General features: G+C 64.2%; 20 protein-coding genes. 7 read left to right on the top strand and 13 right to left on the bottom strand.

What is annotated here, in order from left to right; all coding sequences use genetic code 11:
- Positions 1–41: 41 nt before the first annotated feature.
- Positions 42–1,499 (bottom strand): MFS transporter, encoded by a 1,458-nt coding sequence (locus F455_RS0113990; protein WP_018973931.1) that lies wholly within the window; start codon positions 1,497–1,499, stop codon positions 42–44.
- Positions 1,500–1,891: 392 nt separating this feature from the next.
- Here F455_RS0113990 and F455_RS22620 point away from each other — a divergent pair, with 392 nt between their 5' ends.
- Complete coding sequence (locus tag F455_RS22620; protein ID WP_018973933.1) at positions 1,892–2,041, top strand: DUF3096 domain-containing protein; 150 nt, start codon at positions 1,892–1,894, stop codon at positions 2,039–2,041.
- Positions 2,042–2,256: 215 nt separating this feature from the next.
- Here F455_RS22620 and F455_RS0114010 read toward each other — a convergent pair whose 3' ends face one another.
- Positions 2,257–2,724 carry an SET domain-containing protein gene (locus F455_RS0114010; protein WP_018973935.1) on the bottom strand — a complete coding sequence of 156 codons (468 nt, stop codon included), beginning with the start codon at positions 2,722–2,724 and terminating at the stop codon, positions 2,257–2,259.
- Positions 2,725–2,875: 151 nt separating this feature from the next.
- Between F455_RS0114010 and F455_RS0114015 the strand changes: the two genes are divergently transcribed.
- Positions 2,876–3,565 (top strand): ribonuclease T2 family protein, encoded by a 690-nt coding sequence (locus tag F455_RS0114015; protein ID WP_018973936.1) that lies wholly within the window; start codon positions 2,876–2,878, stop codon positions 3,563–3,565.
- A gap of 430 nt (positions 3,566–3,995) precedes the next feature.
- On the opposite strand, the gene pgm is transcribed toward F455_RS0114015, so the two are convergent.
- The 8 genes from pgm to grxD form a co-directional block, all read right to left on the bottom strand.
- The gene (gene pgm / locus F455_RS0114020) at positions 3,996–5,654 is read right to left on the bottom strand and encodes a phosphoglucomutase (alpha-D-glucose-1,6-bisphosphate-dependent) (RefSeq protein WP_018973937.1); all 1,659 of its coding nucleotides are present in this window, start codon (positions 5,652–5,654) and stop codon (positions 3,996–3,998) included.
- Positions 5,651–6,745 (bottom strand): transaldolase, encoded by a 1,095-nt coding sequence (tal, locus tag F455_RS0114025; protein ID WP_018973938.1) that lies wholly within the window; start codon positions 6,743–6,745, stop codon positions 5,651–5,653. The genes pgm and tal overlap by 4 nt, the downstream gene beginning before the upstream one ends.
- A 114-nt stretch (positions 6,746–6,859) precedes the next feature.
- A complete protein-coding gene (gene ppnN / locus F455_RS0114030; RefSeq protein WP_026293379.1) occupies positions 6,860–8,230 on the bottom strand; it encodes a nucleotide 5'-monophosphate nucleosidase PpnN in 1,371 nt (456 codons plus the stop codon).
- 193 nt (positions 8,231–8,423) lie between these two features.
- Positions 8,424–11,840 (bottom strand): TonB-dependent receptor, encoded by a 3,417-nt coding sequence (locus F455_RS0114035; protein ID WP_026293380.1) that lies wholly within the window; start codon positions 11,838–11,840, stop codon positions 8,424–8,426.
- Between the two features lie 247 nt (positions 11,841–12,087).
- Positions 12,088–13,794: a bifunctional ornithine lipid synthase OlsF gene (olsF, locus tag F455_RS0114040; protein ID WP_018973941.1), complete on the bottom strand. Its 1,707-nt coding sequence runs from the start codon at positions 13,792–13,794 to the stop codon at positions 12,088–12,090.
- 96 nt (positions 13,795–13,890) lie between these two features.
- Positions 13,891–14,493 (bottom strand): YhgN family NAAT transporter, encoded by a 603-nt coding sequence (locus F455_RS0114045; protein WP_018973942.1) that lies wholly within the window; start codon positions 14,491–14,493, stop codon positions 13,891–13,893.
- Between the two features lie 61 nt (positions 14,494–14,554).
- Positions 14,555–15,337, bottom strand: coding sequence for an SDR family NAD(P)-dependent oxidoreductase (locus F455_RS0114050; RefSeq protein ID WP_018973943.1), 783 nt, complete (start codon positions 15,335–15,337; stop codon positions 14,555–14,557).
- Positions 15,334–15,654 (bottom strand): Grx4 family monothiol glutaredoxin, encoded by a 321-nt coding sequence (gene grxD / locus F455_RS0114055; RefSeq protein WP_018973944.1) that lies wholly within the window; start codon positions 15,652–15,654, stop codon positions 15,334–15,336. Before grxD ends, F455_RS0114050 begins: the two co-directional genes overlap by 4 nt.
- A gap of 131 nt (positions 15,655–15,785) precedes the next feature.
- Here grxD and F455_RS0114060 point away from each other — a divergent pair, with 131 nt between their 5' ends.
- Together F455_RS0114060 and F455_RS0114065 are read left to right on the top strand one after the other, a co-directional pair.
- Complete coding sequence (locus F455_RS0114060) at positions 15,786–16,364, top strand: superoxide dismutase (protein WP_018973945.1); 579 nt, start codon at positions 15,786–15,788, stop codon at positions 16,362–16,364.
- 135 nt (positions 16,365–16,499) lie between these two features.
- Entirely contained in the window at positions 16,500–17,879 is a 1,380-nt protein-coding gene (locus tag F455_RS0114065) for an aspartyl protease family protein (RefSeq protein WP_018973946.1), read from the top strand.
- Between the two features lie 33 nt (positions 17,880–17,912).
- Here the strand turns inward: F455_RS0114065 and F455_RS0114070 are convergent, their stop codons facing one another.
- Together F455_RS0114070 and purE are read right to left on the bottom strand one after the other, a co-directional pair.
- Positions 17,913–19,037, bottom strand: coding sequence for a 5-(carboxyamino)imidazole ribonucleotide synthase (locus F455_RS0114070; RefSeq protein WP_033409830.1), 1,125 nt, complete (start codon positions 19,035–19,037; stop codon positions 17,913–17,915).
- Positions 19,034–19,537, bottom strand: coding sequence for a 5-(carboxyamino)imidazole ribonucleotide mutase (gene purE, locus F455_RS0114075; RefSeq protein WP_018973948.1), 504 nt, complete (start codon positions 19,535–19,537; stop codon positions 19,034–19,036). The genes F455_RS0114070 and purE overlap by 4 nt, the downstream gene beginning before the upstream one ends.
- Before the next feature lie 61 nt (positions 19,538–19,598).
- On the opposite strand from purE, the gene F455_RS0114080 reads away from it, so the two are divergent.
- Together F455_RS0114080 and nadC are read left to right on the top strand one after the other, a co-directional pair.
- Entirely contained in the window at positions 19,599–19,865 is a 267-nt protein-coding gene (locus F455_RS0114080) for a Trm112 family protein (protein WP_018973949.1), read from the top strand.
- Positions 19,866–19,869: 4 nt separating this feature from the next.
- Positions 19,870–20,730: a carboxylating nicotinate-nucleotide diphosphorylase gene (nadC, locus tag F455_RS0114085; protein ID WP_018973950.1), complete on the top strand. Its 861-nt coding sequence runs from the start codon at positions 19,870–19,872 to the stop codon at positions 20,728–20,730.
- Between the two features lie 19 nt (positions 20,731–20,749).
- Here nadC and F455_RS0114090 read toward each other — a convergent pair whose 3' ends face one another.
- A complete protein-coding gene (locus F455_RS0114090; protein WP_018973951.1) occupies positions 20,750–22,213 on the bottom strand; it encodes a M61 family metallopeptidase in 1,464 nt (487 codons plus the stop codon).
- Between the two features lie 70 nt (positions 22,214–22,283).
- Here F455_RS0114090 and uvrD point away from each other — a divergent pair, with 70 nt between their 5' ends.
- Positions 22,284–24,476 (top strand): DNA helicase II, encoded by a 2,193-nt coding sequence (uvrD, locus tag F455_RS0114095; RefSeq protein WP_018973952.1) that lies wholly within the window; start codon positions 22,284–22,286, stop codon positions 24,474–24,476.
- The last annotated feature ends 87 nt before the right edge of the window (positions 24,477–24,563 follow it).

Below are 24,563 nucleotides of genomic sequence, written 5' to 3' on the forward strand. Positions count from 1 at the left end.
CTTGCGCAAGCCGCCGCATCGCGACGGCTTGCGCGGGATTTTCAGTGCCCGCTCTGGGCAGCGAGCTGATCGAGATCGATGCCCTGCTTTTTCAGGATCGCCGAACTGCGCCAGGCGTAGAACGCGAGGTAGGCGAAGCAGGCGACGCCGACGATGTAGCTCGCGTGGATGCCGACGCCTTCCGAAACGAGGCCCTGGAACCAGCTGACGAAGCCGCCGCCGCAGATCATCATGATCAGGAAGCTTGAACCCTCGTTCGTGTTCTTGCCGAGGCCGGCAATCGCGAGCGCGAAGATGCACGGCCACATGACGCTGCAGAACAGGCCGACCGAGATGAACGCGAACGTCGAAATCATTCCGCTCGTCGACATGCCGATCAGCAGCGCAATGATGCCGCCCGCGGCGAAGTTGAACAGCATGCGCGCCGGATTGCCGCGGCTGAGCAATGCGGCCACGATCATCGCGATGATGACGACGGCGTAGACGAGGAACTGACGCACGTCGTGCTGGGCGATCGTGTTGACCAGCAGGAACACGCCGAAAGCGAGGTACGGAAGGATGAAGGTCAGGATCTTCTTCGCCGATGCGCCGACGTCGAACGCACCCGCGGCGCCCGACCAGCGGCCGATCATCATGCTCGCCCAATACAGCGAGACGAACGGCGCGATGTGCGCGGTCTGCATGCCGAGGCCTTGTTCGAGATACGCGGGCAGGTTGGCGACCGTGGACACTTCCACGCCGACGTAAACGAAGATGCCGATCATGCCGAGCACGAGCTGCGGATACTTGAATGCGGCGAACATCGAGTCGCTGTGGATCAGCTTGCTGCTATCGCCGGCCTCGTCGGCGGCGACGTGGTCGAGATCGATCTTGTTCGGCACCGGCGAGAAATACAGGAACACGGCAACGAGGATGAATACGATGCCGAGCACGAGGTACGGCGTCTTCACGTTCTCGATGCTCGCCTCGGTGCCGCCCGCGGCGACGGCGCCGAAGATCGCGATGCTGACGATCAGCGGGCCGATCGTGGTGCCGAGGTTGTTGACGCCGCCGGCCATGGTCAGGCGCTGCGCGCCGGTGCTCGGATCACCCATCACGATCGCGAGCGGGTTGGCCGCAATCTGCTGCAGCGAGAAGCCGAGGCCGACGACGAACAGGCCCGAGATCATCAGCGTGAACGAACCCAGGTTCGCCGCCGGATAGAACAGCAGCGTGCCAAGCGCCGAGATCACCAGACCCAGGCAGATGCCGTTCTTGTAGCCGATGCGGTTGAGCACATCGGCGCCGATCAGCTTGGAAACAAGGAAGTAAATGATCGAACCGACCGTGTAGGCGACGTAGAACGCCACCGAAACGAGCTGGCTCTGCGCCTGGGTCAGACTGAACGCCTTCTTGAAGACCGGGATCAGGATGTCGTTGCTCGCCGCGACGAATCCCCAGAAGAAGAAGACGGTGATCAGGGCGCCGAATTGCGACCACCGGGTTTGTTGTGTCGTCATGAAAATATCCGCCGTAGTGATGGTTGCCCGGCATGCCGGGGCGTGTGCGGATTGCGGGCCACAAGACGTCTCCGGCGTGCGCAGCGGACGACGCCGCTGGGCTATCGCGTTTCGGTGCGGGCGGCGATTCTTGTGGAGCGATCGCCTGCCGGGGTGCGCCGTTGCGCGAATACAACCGTCTTGCCGCCCACGAATCCTCCCTCGTGGGGCGTGCAGACTCTAACATCGGCCGGGCGTTCGTGGAAACGTTACCTTGCGCGATGGCACTGTACCCCGACGAGATGCAGTTGGCCGCGGCGGACCCACGCCTGATTCGCCGCGTTCAAGCACTTTTCATCGGCGTCCGGCTAGGCTGTCACTGACGCAGCCTCGCGTCGTCGCGGAGAATGGCCATGTCCGTTTCCATCCATCTGCTGTCGCCGCTGATCGCGCTGATCGCCGGCGTACTGATCCTCGTCATGCCGCGCCTGCTCAACTACGTGGTCGCGCTGTATCTGATCCTGATCGGACTGATCGGCCTGTTCGGCCACCAACTCGTCTAGCAAACCCGCGAATAAGCGTCGCGAGCGAAGGCGGGTTGCGCGTCGTCGGGGCGCAGGAACCGCAGCATGCTTTGGTATGTGAGGATGACTCGCCGCATCCGCGGCTCATCCTGCTGGCCATTCGTTTCGCGAATGTTCGCTTCGCGTCCTGCCTACGCAGTCCGAGCACCGCCGCTACGCAACTTGCCGAGCGCAGCAGCTCGATTCATGGGCTTCTAGCGTTTTGGCTTGAGCAACGTGCCCGTGCAGTTCTTCGCGCCGCACTTGCACGCCCAGATCGCCTTGAGGCGTGCGGTGTGGCGCTCCTCGAGCTTGATGCCGTAGTCGTAGGTCAGCTCCTCGCCGGCCTTGATCGCGCGCTTGGTCTCGATGACGACCTTGTCGCGGCGCTTGTCGCCGCCTTCGTCTTCGACCATCCACGCCTCACAGTTCGGAGCGCAGCTGTGGTTGATCCAGCGCGCGTCGTTGCCGCCGTCGCCGCCGTCGATCAGGTACTTCTCGTTGAGCGTAAACAGGAAGGTGTGGCCCGAGTCGGTATCGTTTGCGTAGGTGCGGTTGGCCTGCGCGTGCGTCAGCAAGCGCCCCTTGTATTCGATGACACGCACGCCCTTCTCGAGGTCCTGCGCGGCGAACACGCCGTTGCCGTGGATCGGAGAGGAACGGCGGACAAAACGTTTGGCCATGCGACGACTCGGCACTCTGGAAAAAGGAAGCGCGCATGATAACGCGATCGGCGGCCGCATGCGCCGGTTCGCGCCGCCGAATTGCCGCTGCGCGGCCCTGCCCTTATCATCCGCGACGTTCGTCCATTCGCGCATGTGCCCAAGGAATCCCATGTCAGGCAAGTCCAAGTTCATCCCGTTCTGTACCGTCGCACTGGGCCTCATGCTCGCATTCGCCGCGGCGACCGGCGCGGACGCGCGCAGCAAGGGCAAGCATGGCAACTCCGGCGAAGGCCGACCCGGCCGCTTCGACTACTACGTCGTCTCGCTGTCTTGGTCGCCGAGCTACTGTGCCGTGCATCCCGACGAGGCGCAGCAATGCGGCAAGGGCTACGGTTTCGTCCTGCATGGCCTATGGCCACAGTACCGCAACGGCGGCTGGCCGCAGAACTGCTCTACGAGCCGCGAGCCCGACGAGGCGACGGTCACGCAGATGCTGCCGATCATGCCGAGCCGGCATCTGATCGAGCACGAATGGCAGACTCATGGCGCCTGCTCCGGTCACGATCCGAAGGAATATTTCGCCCTCGCCGAGGACGCGTTCTCGCGCGTGACGATCCCGCAAGCATTGAAGACGCCGGCAACCTCACCGCAGCTCAGCGCCGACGACGTGACCAAGGCCTTCATGGACGTGAACCCCGGCCTCGAGGACAACATGATCAGCGTGCAGTGCAAGGACGGCGGTACGCTCGAGGAAGTGCGCATCTGCGTCGACAAGGACAATCTCTCGGTCAAGTCCTGTGGCGGGCGCGTGCGCAATTCCTGTCGCGTGGGCAAGTTGACGATACCGGCGGTGCGCTGACGCTGGCTGCTCTTGTTCGTCATTCCGGCAGGATTGCTGGACTGCGAAGGCAGAATGCGAAGCGAACATTCGCGCAGCGAATGGCCCGCAGGGCATGCCGCAGGAGCGGCATGTAATCTGCAAGATGCTGTTCAGTAAATGCCGTTTCAGGTCGCTGTCGCGTCCGTTCGCCTTTCCGCGCGCATCCCGCGCGCGGGTCACTTTTTCTTCTCCAGCGAAGAAAAAGTAACCAAAAAGACGCCGCCCCGGATGCCGCGCCGCCTGCGGCGGTTCGCGAGGCCATGCCGGGGTTCGTTGAACGCACGTCCCTGTGCGTGCAACGAACTCGCGCGCATCGTGCGCGCGATCCTTACGGACATTTCCGGCCCGCCCTCGCCGCGGCAAACGGGGACCCGAAGATCAAGGGCAAAATCAAGAGCAGAAAAGCGCGCTAGCTTGCGCCGATCGTCTTGTCGACTACGGCCTGCGCCTCGGCCAGCACGCGTTTCAGGTGCGCTTCGTCGATGAAGCTTTCGGCGTAGATCTTGTAGATGTCTTCGGTGCCCGAGGGGCGCGCGGCGAACCAGCCGTTGGCGGCCATGACCTTGATGCCGCCGATGCGACCGTCGTTGCCGGGCGCGCGATCGAGTACCTGTTCGACTTTTTCGCCGGCCAGTTCGGTGATGTCGATCTTGTCGGGCGTGAGCTGCGCGAGTTTCTTCTTCTGCTCCGCATTCGCGCGCGCGTCGACACGATTGGACAGCGGCTCGCCGTATTTCTGTGTCAGATCGCGATAGTACTCGCCCGGATCGCGTCCGCTGCACGCAGTGATCTCGGCGGAAAGCAAGGCCGCGGCGATGCCGTCCTTGTCGGTCGTCCACACGCTGCCGTCGATGCGGCTGAACGTGGCGCCGGCGCTTTCCTCGCCGCCGAAGCCGAGCGAGCCGGCGAGCAAGCCGTCGACGAACCATTTCAGGCCGACCGGCGTTTCATACAGACGACGGCCCAGTCCTTTCGCCACGCGATCGATCATCGCGCTCGACACGACGGTCTTGCCGATGCCCGCGTCGGTGCGCCAATGCGGTCGATGACGGAACAGGTAGTCGATCATCACGCTCAGGTAGTGATTCGACGGCATCAGGCCTGCGCTGCGCGCGACGATGCCGTGGCGGTCGTGGTCGGTATCGCAGGCGAAGGCGACGTCATACCTGTCCTTGAGATGGATCAGGTGCTGCATTGCGAACTTCGACGACGGATCCATGCGGATGCGGCCGTCCCAGTCCAGGGTCATGAAGCGGAAGGTCGGGTCGACCGTTTCGTTGACGATGTCGAGATCGAAGCGGTACGTGTCCGCAATGCGCCGCCAATAATGCACGCCGGCGCCGCCGAGCGGGTCGACGCCGAGTTTCAGGCCCGCGCTGCGGATCGCATCGAAGTCGATCGCGTTACCGAGGTCCGCAATGTAGCTACCGAGAAAATCGTGGTCGTGCGTGGTCGCCGCGGCGCGCGCGCGGGCGTACGGCACGCGTTTCACTTCGGCGAGACCGCCCTCGATCAGGCGGTTGGCCTCCTTCTCGATCCAGCCGGTCACGTCGGTATCGGCCGGGCCGCCGTTCGGCGGGTTGTACTTGAAGCCGCCGTCTTCGGGCGGATTGTGCGACGGCGTGACGACGATGCCGTCGGCCAATCCCGATGTGCGGCCGCGATTGTATACAAGTACAGAATGCGACACCGCCGGCGTCGGCGTGTATTCGCCGCCCATGGCGATCATCGTCTCGACGTCGTTTGCAGCGAGCACTTCTAGTGCGGTCGCGAACGCCGGTTCGGACAAGGCATGCGTGTCGATGCCGAGGAACAGCGGACCGTCGATGCCCTTCGTCTTGCGATAGGCACAGACGGCCTGCGTGACCGCGAGGATATGCGTCTCGTTGAAGCTCGCGCGCAGCGAGGAGCCGCGATGGCCCGAGGTACCGAAGGCGACACGCTGGGTCGGTTCTTTCGCATCGGGCGCAATCGCAAAGTACGCCGTGACCAGGCGCGGGATGTTTTCCAACACGGACTCGGGCGCCAACTGCCCAGGCGTCGCGGCCGTGCCCATCTTCGGCGTCATGCCGCCGCGAGCGCGGCGCTCTTCGTCGCGATGCGCTGCATCAGTTCGTTCCAGGAATCGACGAACGCCTTTGCGCCGTCAACCTGCAGCTTCGTGGCCAGAGCATCGACATCGACGCCGGCACGCGCGAATTGCGCGAGCAGCGCTTCGGCATCGCCGCCATCCGCGGCCATCGCCGCGCCGAGCTTGCCGTCCTTCGCGAACGCGAGCAGGGTCTTCTCCGGCATCGTGTCGACCGTGTCGGATGCGGCCAGCGCCTCGACATAGAGGTTCGGCGAGAGTTTCGGATCCTTCGTGCCGGTGCTCGCCCAGAGCAGGCGCTGCGGATGCGCGCCCTGCGCCGCGAGTTTCTGCCAGCGATCGGATGCGAGCAGATCGAGATATGCGCGATACGTGCGTCCGCTCGTTGCAATGCCGAGCCGGTTGTGCAGTTCGGCGGGCACATCGGCGCCGAGCGCGCGATCCCAACGACTGACGAACACCGAGGCCACCGATTCGACCACCGGACTCAAGCCCGCCGCCACACGCCGCTCGATACCGCGCATGTACGCATGCGCTGCCGCCAGATACTGCTCGCGCGAGAACAGCAGCGTGACGTTGACCGGCACGCCGGCAAAGATCGCCTCCTCGATCGCCGGAACGCCTTCCGGGGTGCCCGGAATCTTAACGAACAGGTTGGAGCGTTGCGCGGCAGCGAAAATGTCCTTCGCCGCCGCGATCGTGCCGGCCGTGTCGGCGGCGAGCAGCGGCGAGACTTCCATCGACACCCAGCCGTCGACGCCACCGGTCTTCTCGTGAGTCGGCGCGAACAGGTCGGCGGCACGACGCAGGTCTTCGAGCGCGATGTCGATGAACAGCGCCTCGCCCGACTTGCCGGGCAATCCTGACTTGGAGCTGGCCTTCTCGCGGATCGCGGCGTCGTAGTAGCCGCTGCCGATCGCTTCGTTGAAGATCGTCGGGTTCGAGGTCAGGCCCGTCACCGACAGCTCGGCGATGTAGCGCTGCAAGGTGCCGTTGTCGAGGATCTCGCGCGTGATGTTGTCGAGCCAGAGGCTCTGACCAAGATTGTGGAGTTGTTGTGTCGCTTTCATTTCGCTTGACTCGTTTGTGGGCATGGGAAGCACGAGGAGCGCAGGCGCCGGCCCTGTAACTTCCGCCGCGTTCGCCCGGTCTTGTCTACATAGATCCGTATCGAACCGCAGTTTTCAAGTCTTCACGCGATAACACGGCACGTAAGCCGTGCCCGGCAGCTTCATGCGCTGCTGTTCGACGAAACTCGTGAGCATCCGGTCGAGCGCGCGCATGATCTCGGGATCGCCGTCGATCACGAACGGGCCATTCTCGGCGATCGCGCGCATGCCCTCCTCCTTGACGTTGCCCGCGACGATGCCGGAGAACGCGCGGCGCAGGTCGGCGGCGAGCAGATGCTTGGGCTGCTCGCGGTGCAGGTTCAGCGCGGCCATGTTCGCGTGGGTCGGCTTGAACGGCTGCTGGAACGGCAGTTCGATGTGCAGGCCCCAGTTGAAGAAGAACGCGTCCTGGCTCTCGATGCGGTATTCGCGCACCTTCTCGATGCCCCGCGCGACTTGCTTCGCGGTCTCCAGCGGATTGTCGACGACGATGCGGTAGCGCTTCGCAACTTCCTCGCCGAGCGCAAGGCGCAGGAACGCGTCGATCTGCTCGAAGTACGCGGCCGATTCCTTCGGTCCCGCGAACACGAGCGGGAACGGCACGTTGGCGTTCTGCGGGTGCAAAAGTATACCGAGCAGATAGAGGATTTCCTCGGCCGTGCCGACGCCGCCGGGAAATACGATGATGCCGTGACCGAGTCGCACGAACGCTTCGAGGCGCTTCTCGATGTCCGGCATGATCACCAGTTCGTTGACGATCGGGTTCGGCGACTCCGAGGCGATGATGCCCGGCTCGGTGATGCCGATGTAGCGCTTGCGGCGCAGGCGCTGCTTGTCGTGAGCGATCGTCGCGCCCTTCATCGGCCCTTTCATCGCGCCGGGACCGCAGCCGGTGCAGATGTCGAGCCCGCGCAGACCGAGGTCGTAACCGACCATTTTGGTGTACTTGTACTCGGTGCGGTTGATCGAATGCCCGCCCCAGCAGACGACGAGGTTCGGATCGGTGTTCGACTTGAGCACGCGCGCGTTGCGCAGGATCTCGAACACCGCATGGGTGATGCCGTGCGAAGTGTCGAGGTGGAAACGCCCCGCATCCATCTGCGTCGCCACGTAGGCGATGTCGCGCACGACCGCGAACAGCAGCTCGTTGATGCCGCGGATGATCCTGCCCTCGACGAAGGCGCGCGCGGGCGCGTTCTTGAGCTCGAGCTTGACGCCGCGGTCCTGCTGCAGCACCTGGATGTCGAAGTCGGGATAGCGCTCGAAGATGCTGCGCGGGTCGTCGCCGACCGTCTCGCCGGAGACGAGCACGGCCAGCGCGCAACGCTGCAGCAGCGTATGCAGCCCGCCCTGGCTCGCGTCGCGCAGGCGCGTGACCTCGTCGCGCGAAAGCACGTCCATGCCCGCGACCGGGGAGATGCGCGCGTTTACCGTGGGTTGTGACATTGTATATTTTTCCTCATACCGGACTTGCCGCCCGCGACCGGCGCGGCGGCTGATATGCCGCGAGCCGCGGAGCGACCTCGTAGTATCCGAGCGTACACAGTTCCACGCAAGTTCCGTCAAAAGAAAAAGGCCGACGCCCTTGCGGGCGCCGGCCTGATTTTCACGAAGGCCGTCCTGGCGTTTTTAGCTGCGATCAGAACGTATATTTCGCCGTCATCATGACCGACCAGCGCTGGCTCGGGATCGGCGCACCCGGCGTCTGGCCTTCGTTGACCACGAGCTGGCCCGGCTGGTAGTTGCCGTTCTTGTCCTTGTACGCCGTGGTGTTGACGTTGTAGATGTACTTGCCCGTGGCCGTGTCGTAGCCGCTCACGTCGGCCAGGGTACGGATCAGCGGGAAGGGAGCGCGGCGCTCGACGCCCCACTTCGAATTGAGCAGGTTGCCGAAGTTGAAGAAGTCGAAGCGCAGTTCGCCCTTGTTGCCTTCGAAGATGCCCGGGATCTGCTGACGGAACGACAAGTCGATCTGGTTCACCCAGGGCGAACGCGTGCCGTTACGGCCGGCGATCTCGCCCATGTGGTCGCGCAGATACGGGTTGTTCTGGATGTAGGACATGAACTGCTGCTTCTGCAGGTCCGTCGTGCCGGTGGCCCACTGGACGTCGGTCGCCGACTTCGGAATGTAGACGAGGTCGCGCGAATAGCCGTCGCCGTTGGTGTCGGTACCGGAAACCCAGCTGTACGGCGCGCCTGCATGCAGATCGGCGAACGCGCTGATCTGGGTCAGGTAGTCGCCGAAGAACTTGTGCTGCCAGGTGAGGCTGCCGAGCACGCGCTGCGGCACGCTGTAGTTCGAGGTTGCCGCGGCGTCGGTGTTCGGGTTCTTCCAGACGTTGCCGAGGATGTTGGAGTTGGCGACGCTCGAAGTACCGGGGTTGACGTCCGTGGCGTGACCGACGCGGAACGCAACCATCGCACTCCAGTCGTCCGCCATCGGCTTGCGGAACGACAGGGTCAGCGTGTTCGACTGGCCCTGATGCGTATTGGTCAGCTCGGTCACGTTGCCGAACGACGGGTTGGCGCCGGCCTTGGTGCTGGACGAGCAGGTCTTCGCGTTGGCAGAGCTGCAGAAGAACTGGCGGCCGTCGGCACCAACGAACTGGGGCGCACCCAAGTTCAGGTTCTTGTAGAAGATATCGTCGTTGGTCTTGGTGTAGTTGAACTCCAACGAACTGATGATGCCCATCCACGGCAGTTCGCGGTCGAGACCGAGCGCGAACTGGGTGGTATTCGGCATCTTGAAGTTCGGGTCGACCGTATCGACCGCCATCGCCGCCACGCTCGAGCCGAGCACCAGCGTGCCGGAGTTCGGAATCAACGGATTGGCGGCATTGTAGACCGGAGCCTGCTTCACGTAGGAAACCTGGCCGGCCGCACAGGAACTGCCCGTCGCCTTGGTGAAGTTCTTGCCGTTGCTGCTGCAGAGCAAGGTGCCGGCGGGATTCGCGGACGCGTCGATGATGTCATAGGTGACGATCGTCGTACCCGGATTGCCGTAGAAGTTGGAGTACCACACGGTCGGAACGTCGGACACGAACACGCCGACGCCGCCGCGCAGCTGGGTCTTGTATTCGGTGTCGAAGTCATAGTTGAACGACACGCGCGGCTGCCACGCCGGGGCCACGCTCGGCAGCGAATTGTTGGCGTAGCCAAAGCCGCCCTTGGCAACCGAACAAACCGTCGTACCGTCGGAGTTCTTCGCAGTGAAGGCCGTACCCGGCGCCGCGGCGAAGCAAGGGTTGAAGTTCGGCGTCTCGGGGAATCGCGGCGCATCGAAACGCAGGCCGTAGGTCAGCGAAAGCCGATCCGTCGCCTGCCAGGTGTCTTGCAGGAAGGCGCCATACTGTTGCTTCTTGAAGTTGGCCTGCGAGTTCTGCAGGTTGTAGCCCGGTGCCGGCTGCTTGATCGTGTACTCCTCCCAGTTGCCGGCAGTGAAATTGCCCAGCGTCTGGTAGGTATAGCTGCCGACCGCGCCCTGCATGAACGCGTTGTAGACCTTGTCCTGAGCACCGTTGAGTCCGGCCTTCACCGTGTGTTCGCCGAGGTGCCAGGTGCCGGAGAGATAGGCGTAGTCCTGCTTGATGTCGAGCAGGTTCACCTGGCTCGAAAATTCGGTACCGAACGTCGTGCTCGGCGTGAAGCCGGTCGGATTCACGGTGACCTGCACGGACGGCTGATAGCCGCCGGCCAGCGGACCGCGCAACGCGGAGATGTCCGAATGCTGCACGTCCAGTTCGGTCGAGAACACGTCGCTCCAATCGCTGAAGACCTGGACCAAGTAGCTCTTCGTGTCGCGATTGTTGTAGTACCAGTTGCTGTTCGGCGTGACCGAGGTGCTGCTGCCGGTCGGAACCGGCTGCACTTCCTTGGTCTCGCTGTAGCGGAACACGGCGCGGTGCTGATCGTTGATGTTCCAGTCGATCTTGGCCAGGTAGCGCTTGTCGGTCAGGTTGGCGAGCGTGCGATCACCGGTGTTGAAGCCGAACGTCTTCGCCTGCGCGAGCACCGAGTTGAAGAACGCGCTATTCAGACCCGTCACCGGCGTGCCGCCTGTGCCGTCCGACGGCGAGGAAGTCGCACCGATGCCGACGCGCTCGCTCTTTTCGTAGCCGAGGAAGAAGAACAGCGTGTCCTTGATGATCGGGCCGCCAGCGGTGAAGCCGGCCGTCCACTCGCGCTGCCAGCCGTTGTAAGGCTGCTCGATGCCGCCCTTGGTCAGAGCGATGTCGCCCATGAACGTGTCGTTCGCGGTGCGGTAGGCGTAGTACACCGAGCCGTGGAAATCGTTCGTGCCGCTCTTCGACACTGCGTTGATGTTCGCGCCGACGCAGCCGCGCGTCGAGACATCGAAGTTCGAGGTGGAGAGCTGGTACGAGTCGATGACGTCCGGCGAAATCGGCGTACCGACGCTGAACAGGCCGTTCGAAGCGAGGCCGAACGGGTCACCCGCGTTGACCTGGTCGACGGTCGTGCAGTTGTAGCGGAAATTCTTGCCGTTCGCCGAGATCGCGCCGGCGTCACGGTCGGTGATCGAGATGCGCGGATCCATGCGCGCGATCGCCTGGAACGAGCGGTCGGCGTTGACCGCCGCTTCGAGCTGCGAGCGCGAGATGTTCGTGGACAGGCCCTTGTTGTCCGAATTGAACACCGCAACCTGGGTGGCGTTCGCGGTCACGGTCACGCCTTCGAGCTGGGCCGCGGCCTGGGCCGCTTCGGTGAGGTTGACCGTCGAGGTCTCGCCGAGGTTCAGGAACACGTTGTCGGCGTCGACTTCCTTGATGCCCGTGCCCTGCGCCTCGATGTGATACGGACCACCGACGCGCAGACCCTGCGCCTGGTAGCGGCCGCTCGCATCGGCGGTGGCGTTCGACGTGGTGCCCGACGGCACGTGCACGATCTTGATCTTGGCGCCGGCGACGGGCGCGCCCTTCGCGTCCACGACGCGGCCGGTCAGGGCCGACGTGGTGTCCTGCGCATAGACAGGCGCGGAAACGGCCAACGCAGACGCGATCACACCCGCAAGCAGCTTGACTCTCAACGGATTCTTCATCTCGATCATCTCCCGAACTATAGAGCTCTGTTCTCTAAACCCAAAAGCCACGAACCATGCGCACGCGCACGGCATGATTGTTCGCCTTAACCCCTATGGTTTGCCCGGTCCGGCGCTCGGCCAGAACGACGCGTCTTGCACATCGTCCGCGACACGCGCAGGACGAGTTAACACGAGCTTAACTACACTTTATGACAGTTTTCTAACAGATGCCAGCCTCGTCGCAAAATTTACGTTGCTGAACTAATCAGGCAGCTTCGAGGTAGCGCTGGCGCTTGGCCGCGCGTAGAAAATTCAGGTCCAGGCGGATCAGGCCGTCGACGCAATGGCCGAACGCCGGATCGGTACCGAACGCGAGGAAACGCACGCCTTCGGGCTCGCACAAATCGACATAGTGCTTGTAGAGCGTGGGAATCGCGCACTCCATCTGCGCAAGCTGGCGCTTGAGCTGGATCAGACCGGCCTTGGCATCCTTGTCGGCCCAGGCGTGCGCGGCGGCCGCTTCCACGTGCGGCGAAATTTTCAGCGGATTGCGCGACGCGGCCAAGCCTTCGCCATCGCCGAAATAGTGACGATGGCAATGCACGATCCATTCGCGCGCCGCCGGCGGCAGCGCCGCGCTGATCGACACGGGGCCAAACAGGTAGCGCAGGTCGGGACGATGGCGCAGATACGCGCCGATGCCCTGCCAGAGATAGTCGAGGCTGCGCGAATTCCAATACGCCGGCTGGACGAAGCTGCGGCCGAGCTCCACGCCTTCGGCGATGAATTCCCGCGCCGGCGGCGCGTAGTCGAACAGGGTCGACGAATACAGTCCGGGCAGGCCCTGTGCGGCGAGGATGCGTGCGCCCTCGCCGAGGCGATACGCGCCGACGATCGCCAGCGCCTGCTCGTCCCAGAGCACGAGGTGGCGATAGTGCGTGTCGAAACGATCGAGGTCACGGCGCAGGCCGGAGCCCTCGCCGACGCGGCGGAACGACAGCTCGCGCAGGCGGCCGATTTCGCGCAGCACCGGGCAGTCGGGCTGTGCGTCGATCAAGAGGATGCGTTTGCCGTCCTGGGTCGCGCCGAGCTCCTGCGCGCGCTTCAACGCGTGGCGAATCGCGAGCGGCGATTCGGGATGGGCGATCGTGCGCGAAGTCACGAACACAGTCGGCCGGCGTTTGGCGAGCTCGTAGACGTGGCGGCGCATCGCCTGCGCCACCGGCTCGGCCTGGTCCGTTCCGAGTTCGCTCGCCGCGACCGGCTCGCCGACGCTGATGCCGAGCTGCTGCGGGACGAACATCTCGCGCGGAAGCAACAACGAGGATAAAGGCTTGGCCAGCATCGATACGCCGTAGAACGTTGGCGAGTTGTGCGCGGCGATATGCACGGGCAGTACCGACGCGCCCGCGTGCCGCGCCATGCGCACGAAACCGGACGACCAGCGCCCGTCACGCACGCCCTGCGGGCCCATGCGCGATACTTCGCCCGCGGGGAACACGATCAGCGCCTGTTCGTTTTCCAGCGCGCGATAGGCGTCGCGCAGACGTCCTGCGGACGCACCGCTGCCGAACACATTGACCGGCAGCAACAACGAAGACAACTGCGCGAGCTGCGACAGCACGTCGTTGGCCAAGATGCGCACATCGCGGCGTACACCGCCGACCAGATGCACCAGTGCTAACGCATCGAACGCGCCGAGCGGATGGTTGGCGACGATGACGATGCGGCCCTCGGCCGGGATGTTCTCGCGGTCCGTGTGCGCAATGCGATAGCTGACGCCGAACTTCTCCAGCGCGCGCTCGACGAAATCGAAGCCGGTCAACGGAGCCAGATCGGCGAGGACGCGGTTGATGCGCTCCTCGCAGGCGATCTTGCGCAACAGTTCGACGACCGGCTGCGAGAAACTGCGCGCGCGGCCTGCGGCAAGACGCGGAAACTTCTCGAAAAAACTGCGTTCGACGCTGATCATGGTGTCGCCCTCTCCCCGTGGGCGACACGCTAGCGGCGCATTGTTACAAACCGGCGAAATCCGCGTCCCTTCTCCGTTGGGAGAAAGGACACGAGATCAACTCAGTTTCATGTAGGCGGTAAAGCCGTCGAGGAACATCTGCACCGACAACGCCACGAGCAGCATGCCGACGAGGCGCTCGATCGCACTGAGCACACTCTGGCCGAGCAGGCGGAACAGCCAGGTCGATGCGAGCAGAATCAGCGCCGTGGCGAGCCAGGCGCAGAACAAGGCGATGCTCCAGTCTGCCGTGCGGCCGGGTTCCGAGTTCGCCATGAGCATCAGCGCGGCCATCGCCGACGGCCCGGCCACACCCGGTATCGCCATCGGCACGATGAACGGCTCGCCGCCTTCGGCGTTGCCGAACACGCCGCCTTCGCGCGGAAACACCATCCTCACACCGATCAGGAACAGCACGATGCCGCCGGCGATGCTGACCGACTCGATGCGCAGCTGCATCAGCTTGAGCACGGTGCTGCCGCAGAACAGGATGGCGAACAAGGTGACGAGGGCGATTACGAGTTCGCGGATCAAAACGTAGCGGCGCCGCTGTGGCGCGACGTTCTTGAGCAGGCTGAGGAAGATCGGGATGTTGCCGAGCGGGTCGAGGATCAGGAACAGCATGATTCCGGCCGACAGCGTGGTGATGCTCGTACCCATAGCTCCCCCTAATGAAGTTCGACCGCCGTTCCGACTTCCGCAGGATCGACGGGCGCGAGCCTCAGCGCAAGTCCAACACCTTGCCGCGCGCGGCCGCTCCTTCCGCACCGAGCAGGTAAATCACGGCCTGCGCCGCAGCGTCGGCCGTCGGCAGTTCCATCGTGTTCTCGCCGAAATAGGCCATGCGCCGCAGCGCGCTGCGCATCGGCGCGGGCAACAGCGCGTGCACGCGCGCGCGGCTGGTTTCCCATTCCTGGTGCAGGGTCGAGGCGAATCCGATCAGCGCGTGCTTGGCCGTTCCGTAGCCACCCCAGAACGCCTTGCCGATGCGCTCGGGATCGTCGAGCACGAATACCACGCTGGCATTCGCGCTGTCCTCCTGCGCACGCAGAAGCAACTCCGCGCACGCCTGCACGATCAAAAACGGAGCGTTGAGATTGACGTGCAGCGTCTTCAGCCAGGCTTCCGCTTTGGCATCGACCGCGGGCTGCAGGCCGTCGAACTGCGCGGCGGCGAAGACGACGCCGTCGAGCCGGCCGAACTCGCGTTCGATCGTCGCAGCAAGATCGTCATAGTCCTTCGGCGAGGCGCCGGCAAGGTCGAGCGGATAGATGGCCGCCGCGCCAGGATGCGCGGCTTCGATCTCGTCGTAGAGTTTTTCCAGCGGGCGCACCTTGCGTCCGAGCAGGATCACTTTCGCCCCGGCCTGTGCTGCCGCTTTCGCACTCGCGCTGCCGAGCGCGCCGACGGCGCCGACGATCAGCACGACGCGGTCGCGCAGGGAATCCGGTTTCGCTTTCCAGTCCGCAGGCAGGCGCGCGGTGTCGCGCAGTTCGATCCTCATGCCGCTTTCTGCGCTTCCTTGGCCATGCGCGCGAGCTCGCCGCTTTCCTGCAATTCGAGAGTGATGTCGCAACCGCCGATCAATTCGCCGTTGATGAACAACTGCGGAAACGTCGGCCAGTTCGAGTAACGCGGCAAGTTGGCACGGATATCGGGGTCTTCGAGCACGTTGACCGAGGCGAACTGCGCGCCGCACGACTTCAACGCCTGCACCGTGCGCGAGGAAAACCCGCACATCGGAAACTGCGGCGTGCCCTTCATGAACAGCACGATCGGATTGTCGTCGACGATTTTCTTGATGCGTTCTTCGGTATTCATGGACCTTGTCTGGCTCAAGCAACGGCGCCGTGGCGCGATGCGCCATTGTAGCAGGCGCGGCTTGCTTTCCTCGTTCGCCGACCCAATCCCTTATACTCGACACCCCTTCCAGCCCCAGCCAGGAGACGACGATGGCGATTGAACTCCCCCCTCTTCCGTACGCGCGCGACGCGCTCGCCCCACACATCTCGGCCGAGACGCTCGACTATCACTATGGCAAGCATCATCAGGCCTACGTGACCAACCTCAACAACCTGATCAAGGGCACCCAGTTCGAGAATTCCAGCCTTGACGATATCGTCAAGAACTCGCAGGGCGGCATGTTCAACAATGCGGCGCAGATCTGGAACCACACGTTCTACTGGAACTCGCTCTCGCCCAAGGGCGGCGGCGATCCGTCCGGCAAGCTCGCCGATGCGATCGTGAAGACGTTCGGCGGCATCGCTCAGTTCAAGGAAGAGTTCACCAAGACCGCGGTCGGCACGTTCGGTTCCGGCTGGGCTTGGCTCGTGCAGCGCGCCGACGGCAGCCTCGGCCTCGTTTCGACCAGCAACGCGGCCACGCCGATCACCGGCACCGACCGCCCGCTGCTGACCTGCGACGTGTGGGAACACGCCTATTACATCGATTACCGCAACGCGCGACCGAAGTACGTCGAGGCGTTCTGGAGCCTGACCAATTGGGAATTCGCGGCGAGTCAGCTCGCCTAGCATCCAGGCAGGCAATGCGAAAACAGGGGCGCGAAAGCGCCCCTTTTCACACCTGAAGCGAACGCACTGCGCAAATTGTTTGTGCTAAACAAAATGGTCTCGCTATCCCGGCGAAACCAGTTGAAAGGAACGTCTATGCGAGACTCGAAGTTCGGTCGTTGGACTTTCGCACTGCTTCCCTTGCTGCTGTTCGCAATCGGCACACAGGCGACGGGCGGCGAACGTCTGGCCGACCCGGCTCCCTCGGCAGACCGTCGTTCCGACTCCGACTCGGAAGGCGCCGGCAGCGACGATCTGCGCGAGGTCTACACGGCGATGGGCAAAGCCGACTCTGCTGCTCTGTTCGCTCTATACAAGTCGAAAGATCCGATCGTTCACGTCCTCGCCGCAATGGCAATTGAACGCACGCATTTCAACCTTGACGCGGCGAGCAAGGACGCGCAGATCTGCGAAGACAATCTGTTCCAGAGCAAGCCGGCCATCGCTATGTTGTGCGGCCAATTCCGGGCGGGCAACCTTCGTCTTTCCGGAAAATGGCGGGCTGCTATAGATGCGGAAGCTGCCCTTGTGCGCCGCTATCGCGGCCGTAGTCCGGAAATTGACCGCCATGTCGCCGATCTGCAGGAATTTCTCGACCACGAAGCCGACATCCCACAGTTCTCGATCGACACCCCGTCCACGGATGTGTCCCTTCCCATCAAGAAACGGGCGACCGAAGACGAGTTTGACAAGACGAGTCTCTCCGCCGGACGCAGCGAGCGCGACGTCGCGCAACCAATCCTCTCCGCCAGGGCCAACGGGCGAGATTTCGATCTTCTGCTCGACACTGGCGCAAATGATCTGATTCTCGACGAAAGCAAGGCACGCGACCTCGGCGTCAAGTTGCTCGACGAGCAGGGCGTAGCTAGCGGCTGGTTGAGTACGGGCATCAAGACTCAGCGCGGTGTACTCGACTCATTACAAATCGGTTCGATTACGTTGCACAACGCGCCGGTGACGATCGTGCCGCGCAGGAATGCACTCATCGGCATCAACTTGCTTGCGCCACTCGGCGCCTTGCGCCTGACCGACAAGACGCTAACGGTCTATGCTAAGCCGGACAACGTTCCTTCTTGCGACCGCGACATGCAGGTCGGCACCGACCCACAGGGCCGCCGGTTGCGTATCCTTCCCGAGTTCCTCGTCAACGACCAAGCACATCATGTGATGGTCGATACAGGTGCTTCCAGTTTTCTGATCGGCACCCAGGCCGCGCTGCAGCAAGTGACTCACTTGGTCAAAGGCAATGTTTCGATCGACGATATCGGCGGCCGCCATAGCTCTGTCGGCGCAGAAGGGGCGAAAGTCAGAATGCAGATCGATCGCCAGCCGTTCAACATCTATTTCATCGTCTACACAGGATCTACGTTTCCCTTCGACATTGCGCTGGGCGCTGGCGCGCTGAAGGACATGGATTTTGTTTTCGACTTTCGCCGGCAAAGTCTCTGCTTCCCGATGCACCCCAACGCGCGCTGAGCGCGGATCGGTATCGGACGCTAGGGATACCACTCAGAGCGCCTTGAGTACTTGCACGACCTGCTCTTCGCGTCCCAGGGCGCGTGCAACACGCGCGAGGCGTTCCCGCATCTCCGCCTTCGTGTTCGCGCACAACGTCGCGTGGCCTACCTTGCGCCCTGCGCGTGGCGACTTGCCGTAGTCGTGCCAATGCGCACGCGGCTCGGCAAGCACGGGCAGCGCATCAGGCAGCTCGCCGATGAAGTTGAGCATGACCGCGGTGCCGAGCACCGAGGTGTCGCCGAGCGGCAGGCCGAGCACGGCGCGCACGTGGTTCTCGAACTGGCTGCACGGCGCGCCCTCGATCGTCCAATGCCCCGAGTTGTGCACGCGTGGCGCCATCTCGTTGCCGAGCAGCTGGCCGTCCTTGACGAACAGTTCCAGCGCGAACGTGCCGACGTAGTCGAGATGCTCGGCGATCGCGCGCGCGTGGCGTGCAGCCGGTTCGATCAACGTGTCGGACTCCGGTGCCGGTGCGAGCGTCGCCGAGAGAATGCCGTCCTCATGCCAGTTTTGCACAAGTGGATAAGTGGAAAATGCGCCGTCGCGGCCGCGCACGGCGACCAGCGAAACTTCGCGCTCAAAGGGAACCCAGGCTTCGAGGATCAGCGCGGCGCCGCCGAGTGCAGCCCAGGCCGCGTCGATATCGGCCGGCGACTTGATGCGAAACTGGCCCTTGCCGTCGTAGCCGAGTCGGCGCGTCTTCAATACGGCCGGAGTGCCGATCGTGCCGAGCGCGCGTTCGAGATCGTCGCGGCTGTCGACCGCGGCGAACGCCGGCGTGGCCAGGCCGAGTTCGCGGAACAAGGTCTTTTCGACCAGGCGATCCTGCGTCGTCGCGAGCGCGCGCGGATTCGGGAACACGGCGACGTGTTCGGCGAGCCAATGCGCCGTGTCGGCCGGCACGTTCTCGAAATCGAACGTGGCCACGTCGATGCGCTTGGCGAAGTCTTGCAAGGCTGCAAAGTCACGCCAGTCGGCGGTGATCTGCGGCGCGACCTGTCCCGCGCACGCATCGGCAACGTTGTCGACGACGAGAAAGCGCACGCCGAGCGGCGCACCAGCGAGGGCGATCATGCGGGCTAGCTGCCCGCCGCCGAGGATGCCAATGGTTTTCATGCGCGCGGATCGGGCTTGTCGAGCACCGCTTGCGTCTGCGCGGCACGGAATTCGCGCAACGCTTTGGCGACCGTCGAATCTTCGAGAGCGAGCAGGCTCGCGGCGAACAGCGCCGCATTCGTCGCACCGGCCTTGCCGATCGCGAACGTGGCTACCGGGATCCCGGCTGGCATCTGCACGATCGACAGCAGCGAATCCATGCCGTTGAGCGCATGCGACTGCACCGGCACGCCGAGCACGGGCAGCGCGGTCTTCGCCGCGAGCATGCCGGGAAGATGCGCGGCGCCACCGGCACCGGCGATGATCGCCTTGAGGCCGCGCGAGGCCGCCTTGTGCGCGTAATCGAACAACAGATCGGGCGTGCGGTGCGCGGAAACGACTTGCACCTCGTGCGCAACGCCGAGCTTGGCCAGCATCTCGGCGGCATGAGTCATCGTTTCCCAGTCCGAGCGCGAACCCATGACGATGCCGATGCGCGCTGCCGCAGTGTCTGTGTTCATGGCGGGGCCGGAGCAAAAACGATATTCTACGGGCACTTCCGCATTCACGCATCCTCAGCGCATGGACAAACGTCTACTGGACATCCTCTGCGATCCGGTCACCAAGACGCCGGTCAAGCTGCTCAGCCGTTCCCAGCTCGACGCGCTCAACCGCGAGATCGCCCAGGACGGCGTGAAAACTGTGGCTGGCACGAACGTGGCCGCGGCTCTCAAGGCCGGCTTGATCACGACCGACGGCAAGGTGATCTACCGCATCGACGACGACATTCCGGTGATGCTCGCCGACGAGGGCATAGGCACGACGCAGCTGCACGATTTTCCCGCCTGAGCCGATGAACGACCTGCTTCCGCCGGACGCTGCCGTAGTCGCGCAAGACGTTGCGCGCGCGCTGAGCGAGGATTTCGGCAGCGGCGACGCGACCGCCGACCTGTTGCCCGCCACCGCCATGGCCAGCGCTACCGTCATCACGCGCGAGCACGCCGTGCTCTGCGGCACGGCCTGGTTCGACGCCTGCTTCCGTGCACGTGATGCGAACCTCGTTATCGAATGGCAGGCACGTGACGGCGATCGCGTCGCTGCGAATTCGACGCTGTGCACCCTGCGCGGCAACGCGCGCGCGCTGGTCGGCGCGGAGCGCTCGGCGTTGAACTTTCTGCAAACCTTGTCGGCAACCGCGACCGTCGCAGCGCAATTCGCCGACGCCGTGCGCGGCACGCGCACGCGCATCCTCGACACGCGCAAGACCCTGCCCGGCCTGCGCTACGCGCAGAAATATGCGGTGCGCTGCGGCGGCGCGACGAACCATCGCATCGGCCTGTTCGATGCGATCCTGATCAAGGAAAACCACATCGCCGCGGCGGGCTCGCTTGCGGCCGCAGTGGCGGCGGCACGTGCAGCCCATCCGAGCCTGCTGCTCGAGGTCGAAGTGGAAAATTTCGACGAGCTCGAGCAGGCGCTCGCGGCCAAGGTCGACCGCATCATGCTCGACGAATTCTCGCCCGATGACATGCGCCGCGCGGTCGCCCATGTGGCCGGGCGCGTGTCGATCGAAGTGTCCGGCAGCGTGACGCTCGAGCGCGTACGTTCGATCGCCGAAACCGGCGTCGATTTCATTTCGGTCGGCTCGCTGACCAAGCATGTGCGCGCGATCGACCTGTCGATGCGCATTCGCATGGAACCTCAGGCAGGTTGATCGCAGCGATCGGTGCCGATCACTTCGGCCGCATGATCGCCTCGCGTATCGCTGCGTCGCGCGCCGCGTCGTCGAAATTCAGTCGGTCACCGGTTTCGCGCACGCCGAGATCCGCATACAGCGCATTCCAGTCGGGAAAGCCGCGCATCGCGGCGAACTCGCGATAGCGCGCGGCAATCAGCGTCGTGCCGGCCAGCGCATCGAGTCGCGCGACGAAATCCTCCGGCCGCCACGCGTGATAGGCCGGCAGACAGCAGTCGCGGAAGCGCGACAGCGCAGTATCGAGGCCGACCTTGCCACCACTTTCGCGGCGCAAATCGCGATCGACCGTGAGCCAGAACGCCGCGCCAGCCCAGTACACGCGCTGGAACGCGTGCGAGCGATGCATGTTTGCCGCAGTCTGTTCCAGCGTGCCGTCGCCGCGCGCCGCCGCGCCGCGCTTGAAGCCTTCGGCGAGACGATCCCAACCCTGCGCTGTCGTAAGCAACCCGCCGCGCGCGCGCAACACGTTCTGGTAATACGTGGCGAGGCCCTCCGCCAGCCACGACCCGCGATCGCCGAGATAAGGGTGCATGAGGTGACTCAACTCGTGCACGGCCATCCAATCGTCGCCGAACTCGGCCTCGGGCCGGCTCGGATCGATCAGCAGCTGCAGCGCATTGCCCTGCCCGCGCACGGACTGGCCGAACACGACCGCCTGCCCGCGCGCGCGCGCTCCGACAGGCAGCATCAGCACTTGCACGTCGGCCAACGGCAGGCGACCGTAGGCGCCAAGCACGGCATGCGCGACGCGATCGAACCAGTGCTCGAGCTTGACGCGTTGCGTCGCATCGACGCCGGCGAGGATCGACAAACGCAGTACGCCGCCCGGCAGCTCGATTCGCTTTTCCTTGAAATGGCCGAGCGCGATCGACGCCGACCAAGTCGCCGGCGTGTTCGGAATGACAAAGTCTTTGAAAAGTGCAGTCGTGGACGGTTGTTTTTCGACTTTCGCCGCTTTCGACGATGCCGGAAAGCTTTCCTGCCATGGCGCCGACAGCGACCAACCCTCGGGCAGCTCCACCTGGATGCGTGCATCATCGTCCTGCACGTCGGCGCGCAACAGCCACAGCTGCGGCGCGACGACGATGTCGTCGCCCATGCGCCAGCCGACATCCGGCTTGTCCTGCGCCGCGATCGCGGCCAGGTCGGCGCGCCAGGTCAGGCACTCGCCGGCGCACCAGTCGCGTGCGTTCCAGCCGTCTTCGTCCTGCGCAAGCGGATGCGCATCGCTGCGCGTGACTTCGGCGACGAAGCGCTTCGCCCATGCCGAATCCGCGGCGAAGCTTACCTGCGCGTGCGCCTCGCTCAGACAGAGGCGAACGCGCATGCTCTGCGATGCCGCGTCGAAGGCTGCGCGGTACTGCGGCCCTTCTCGTGCTGCGGCGAACGCCGGCGGCAACAGCATCGACAGGAATACGGAAAATATCAGGCTACGCAGCACGGCATCTCGCCCATCTTCGATTCGACGAAGAGCTGACCCGGATGGTGCCCGCGCCATTACAATTCGAGCAATGGATGTTTCGTACCTGCTCGACGATCTCAACCCGGCCCAGCGCGAAGCGGTCAGCGCGCCGCCCGGTCACTACCTTGTACTCGCCGGTGCCGGCTCGGGCAAGACGCGCGTGCTCACCCATCGCATCGGCTGGCTGCTCGAAGTCGAGCGCGCCTCACCGTGGTCGATACTGGCGGTCACGTTCACGAACAAGGCCGCCGGCGAGATGCGCACGCGTGCGCAGACGCTGCTCGAGAGCTCGTCGCTGATCAATACGCGCGGGCTCACGGTCGGTACGTTCCACGGCATCGCCCATCGCCTGCTGCGCCAACATTGGCGCGAGGCGAAGCTGCCGGAAACGTTCCAGATCCTCGATAGCGACGACCAGCAACGCCTGATCAAGCGCACGATCGCCGCGCTCGGCCTCGACGAGTCGCGTTTCCCGCCGCGCCAGGCCGCTTGGTTCATCAACACGGCCAAGGACGAGGGCAAGCGGCCGGCGGCGTTCGAGCGCGAGGGCAACCCGCTCACGCGCACGCTGGTCGACATCTACAAGGCCTACGAGGAACAGTGCCAGCGCTCGGGCCTCGTCGACTTCGCCGAACTGCTGCTGCGCTCGCACGAATTGTTCCTCACCGACGACCGCCTGCTTGCGCATTACCGCGAACGCTGGCGGCATCTTCTGATCGACGAATTCCAGGACACGAACACGCTGCAATATGCCTGGATCCGCGTACTTGCCGGCGATACCGGGCAAGTATTCGTCGTCGGCGACGACGATCAGGCGATCTACGGCTGGCGCGGCGCACGCGTGGAGAACGTGCAGCATTTCCTGCGCGATTTTCCGAGCGCGAAGACGATCCGCCTCGAACAGAACTACCGTTCAACCGGTACGATCCTCAAGGCCGCGAACGCAATTATCGCGAACAATCCGCAACGCCTCGGCAAGCAGCTATGGACCGCGGGCGAGGCCGGCCAACCGATCTCGCTGTATGCCGCGTACAACGAACAGGACGAGGCGCGTTACGTCATCGAGGCGATCCGCGAACACATGCGCCAGGGCGGCAACGCGCGCGACTGCGCGATTCTGTACCGCTCGAACGCGCAATCGCGCAATTTCGAAGAGCAGCTGATCCAGCATGACATCCGCTACCGCGTCTACGGCGGTTTGCGCTTTTTCGACCGCGCCGAGATCAAGGACGCGCTCGCCTACCTGCGCCTCGTCGCCAACCGCCACGACGACGCTGCGTTCGAGCGCACAGTCAACACGCCGCCGCGCGGGATCGGCGAACGCACGCTCGATACGCTGCGCCAGCGCGCGCGCCGCGATTCGAGCTCGCTCTGGGACGCGGTGCTCGCCGAGTTCATCACCGGCGACCTGGCCGGGCGCGCGAAGAACGCGCTGCGCGGCTTCGTCGATCTGATCGAGGCGTTGGCCAAGGATTGCGCCGGCATCGACGAGTCCGCGATGGCGCTCGCCGAACAGATCGACATCGCGATCCAGAAATCCGGTTTGCGCGATTTCTACGAAGCCGATGCGCGCGGCAGCGCCGAGTCGCGCGTGGAAAACCTCGACGAACTGGTCAATGTCGCCAGCCGCTTCGAGCGAACGCCCGAGGATTTCGATGCCGGCCTGAGCGAACTCGCCGCGTTTCTCGCCCACGCTGCGCTCGAAGCCGGCGAATCGCAGGGCGAGGCCTGGGAAGACTGCGTGCAGTTGATGACGCTGCATTCGGCCAAGGGGCTCGAATTCCCGATCGTGTTCCTCGTCGGTCTTGAAGATGGCCTGTTCCCGAGCCAACGCTCGCTCGACGAACCGGGCCGGCTCGAGGAGGAGCGCCGCCTGGCCTACGTCGGCATCACGCGCGCGCGCGAATCGCTGATGCTGTCCTATGCCGAATCGCGCCGGCTGCACGGCATGGAAAGCTACAACCGCCCTTCGCGCTTTCTGCACGAGCTGCCGCGCGAACTGCTGCACGAGGTGCGCCCGCGCGTGCAGGTCTCGCGACCGCTGTCGTCGAACCACTATGCCGCCGACGCGCTCGAAGTCACCCAATTGAAACTCGGCCAGCGCGTGCGCCATGCCAGCTTCGGCGAAGGCGTGGTCATGGACGCCGAAGGCTCGGGCGCGCACGCGCGCGTGCAGGTCAATTTCGAAGATGCCGGAGCGAAATGGCTCGTTCTGGCCTATGCGAATCTGACGCCGCTGTAGCTTCCCTTCTCCCACTGAGAGGCGGGTGCAACGGCGGAACCATTTCTGCTGCAACCTGTCAGAGCCCCGACGCATCCAACGAACAGG

This window comes from Rudaea cellulosilytica DSM 22992 (assembly GCF_000378125.1).
GTDB lineage: Bacteria > Pseudomonadota > Gammaproteobacteria > Xanthomonadales > Rhodanobacteraceae > Rudaea > Rudaea cellulosilytica.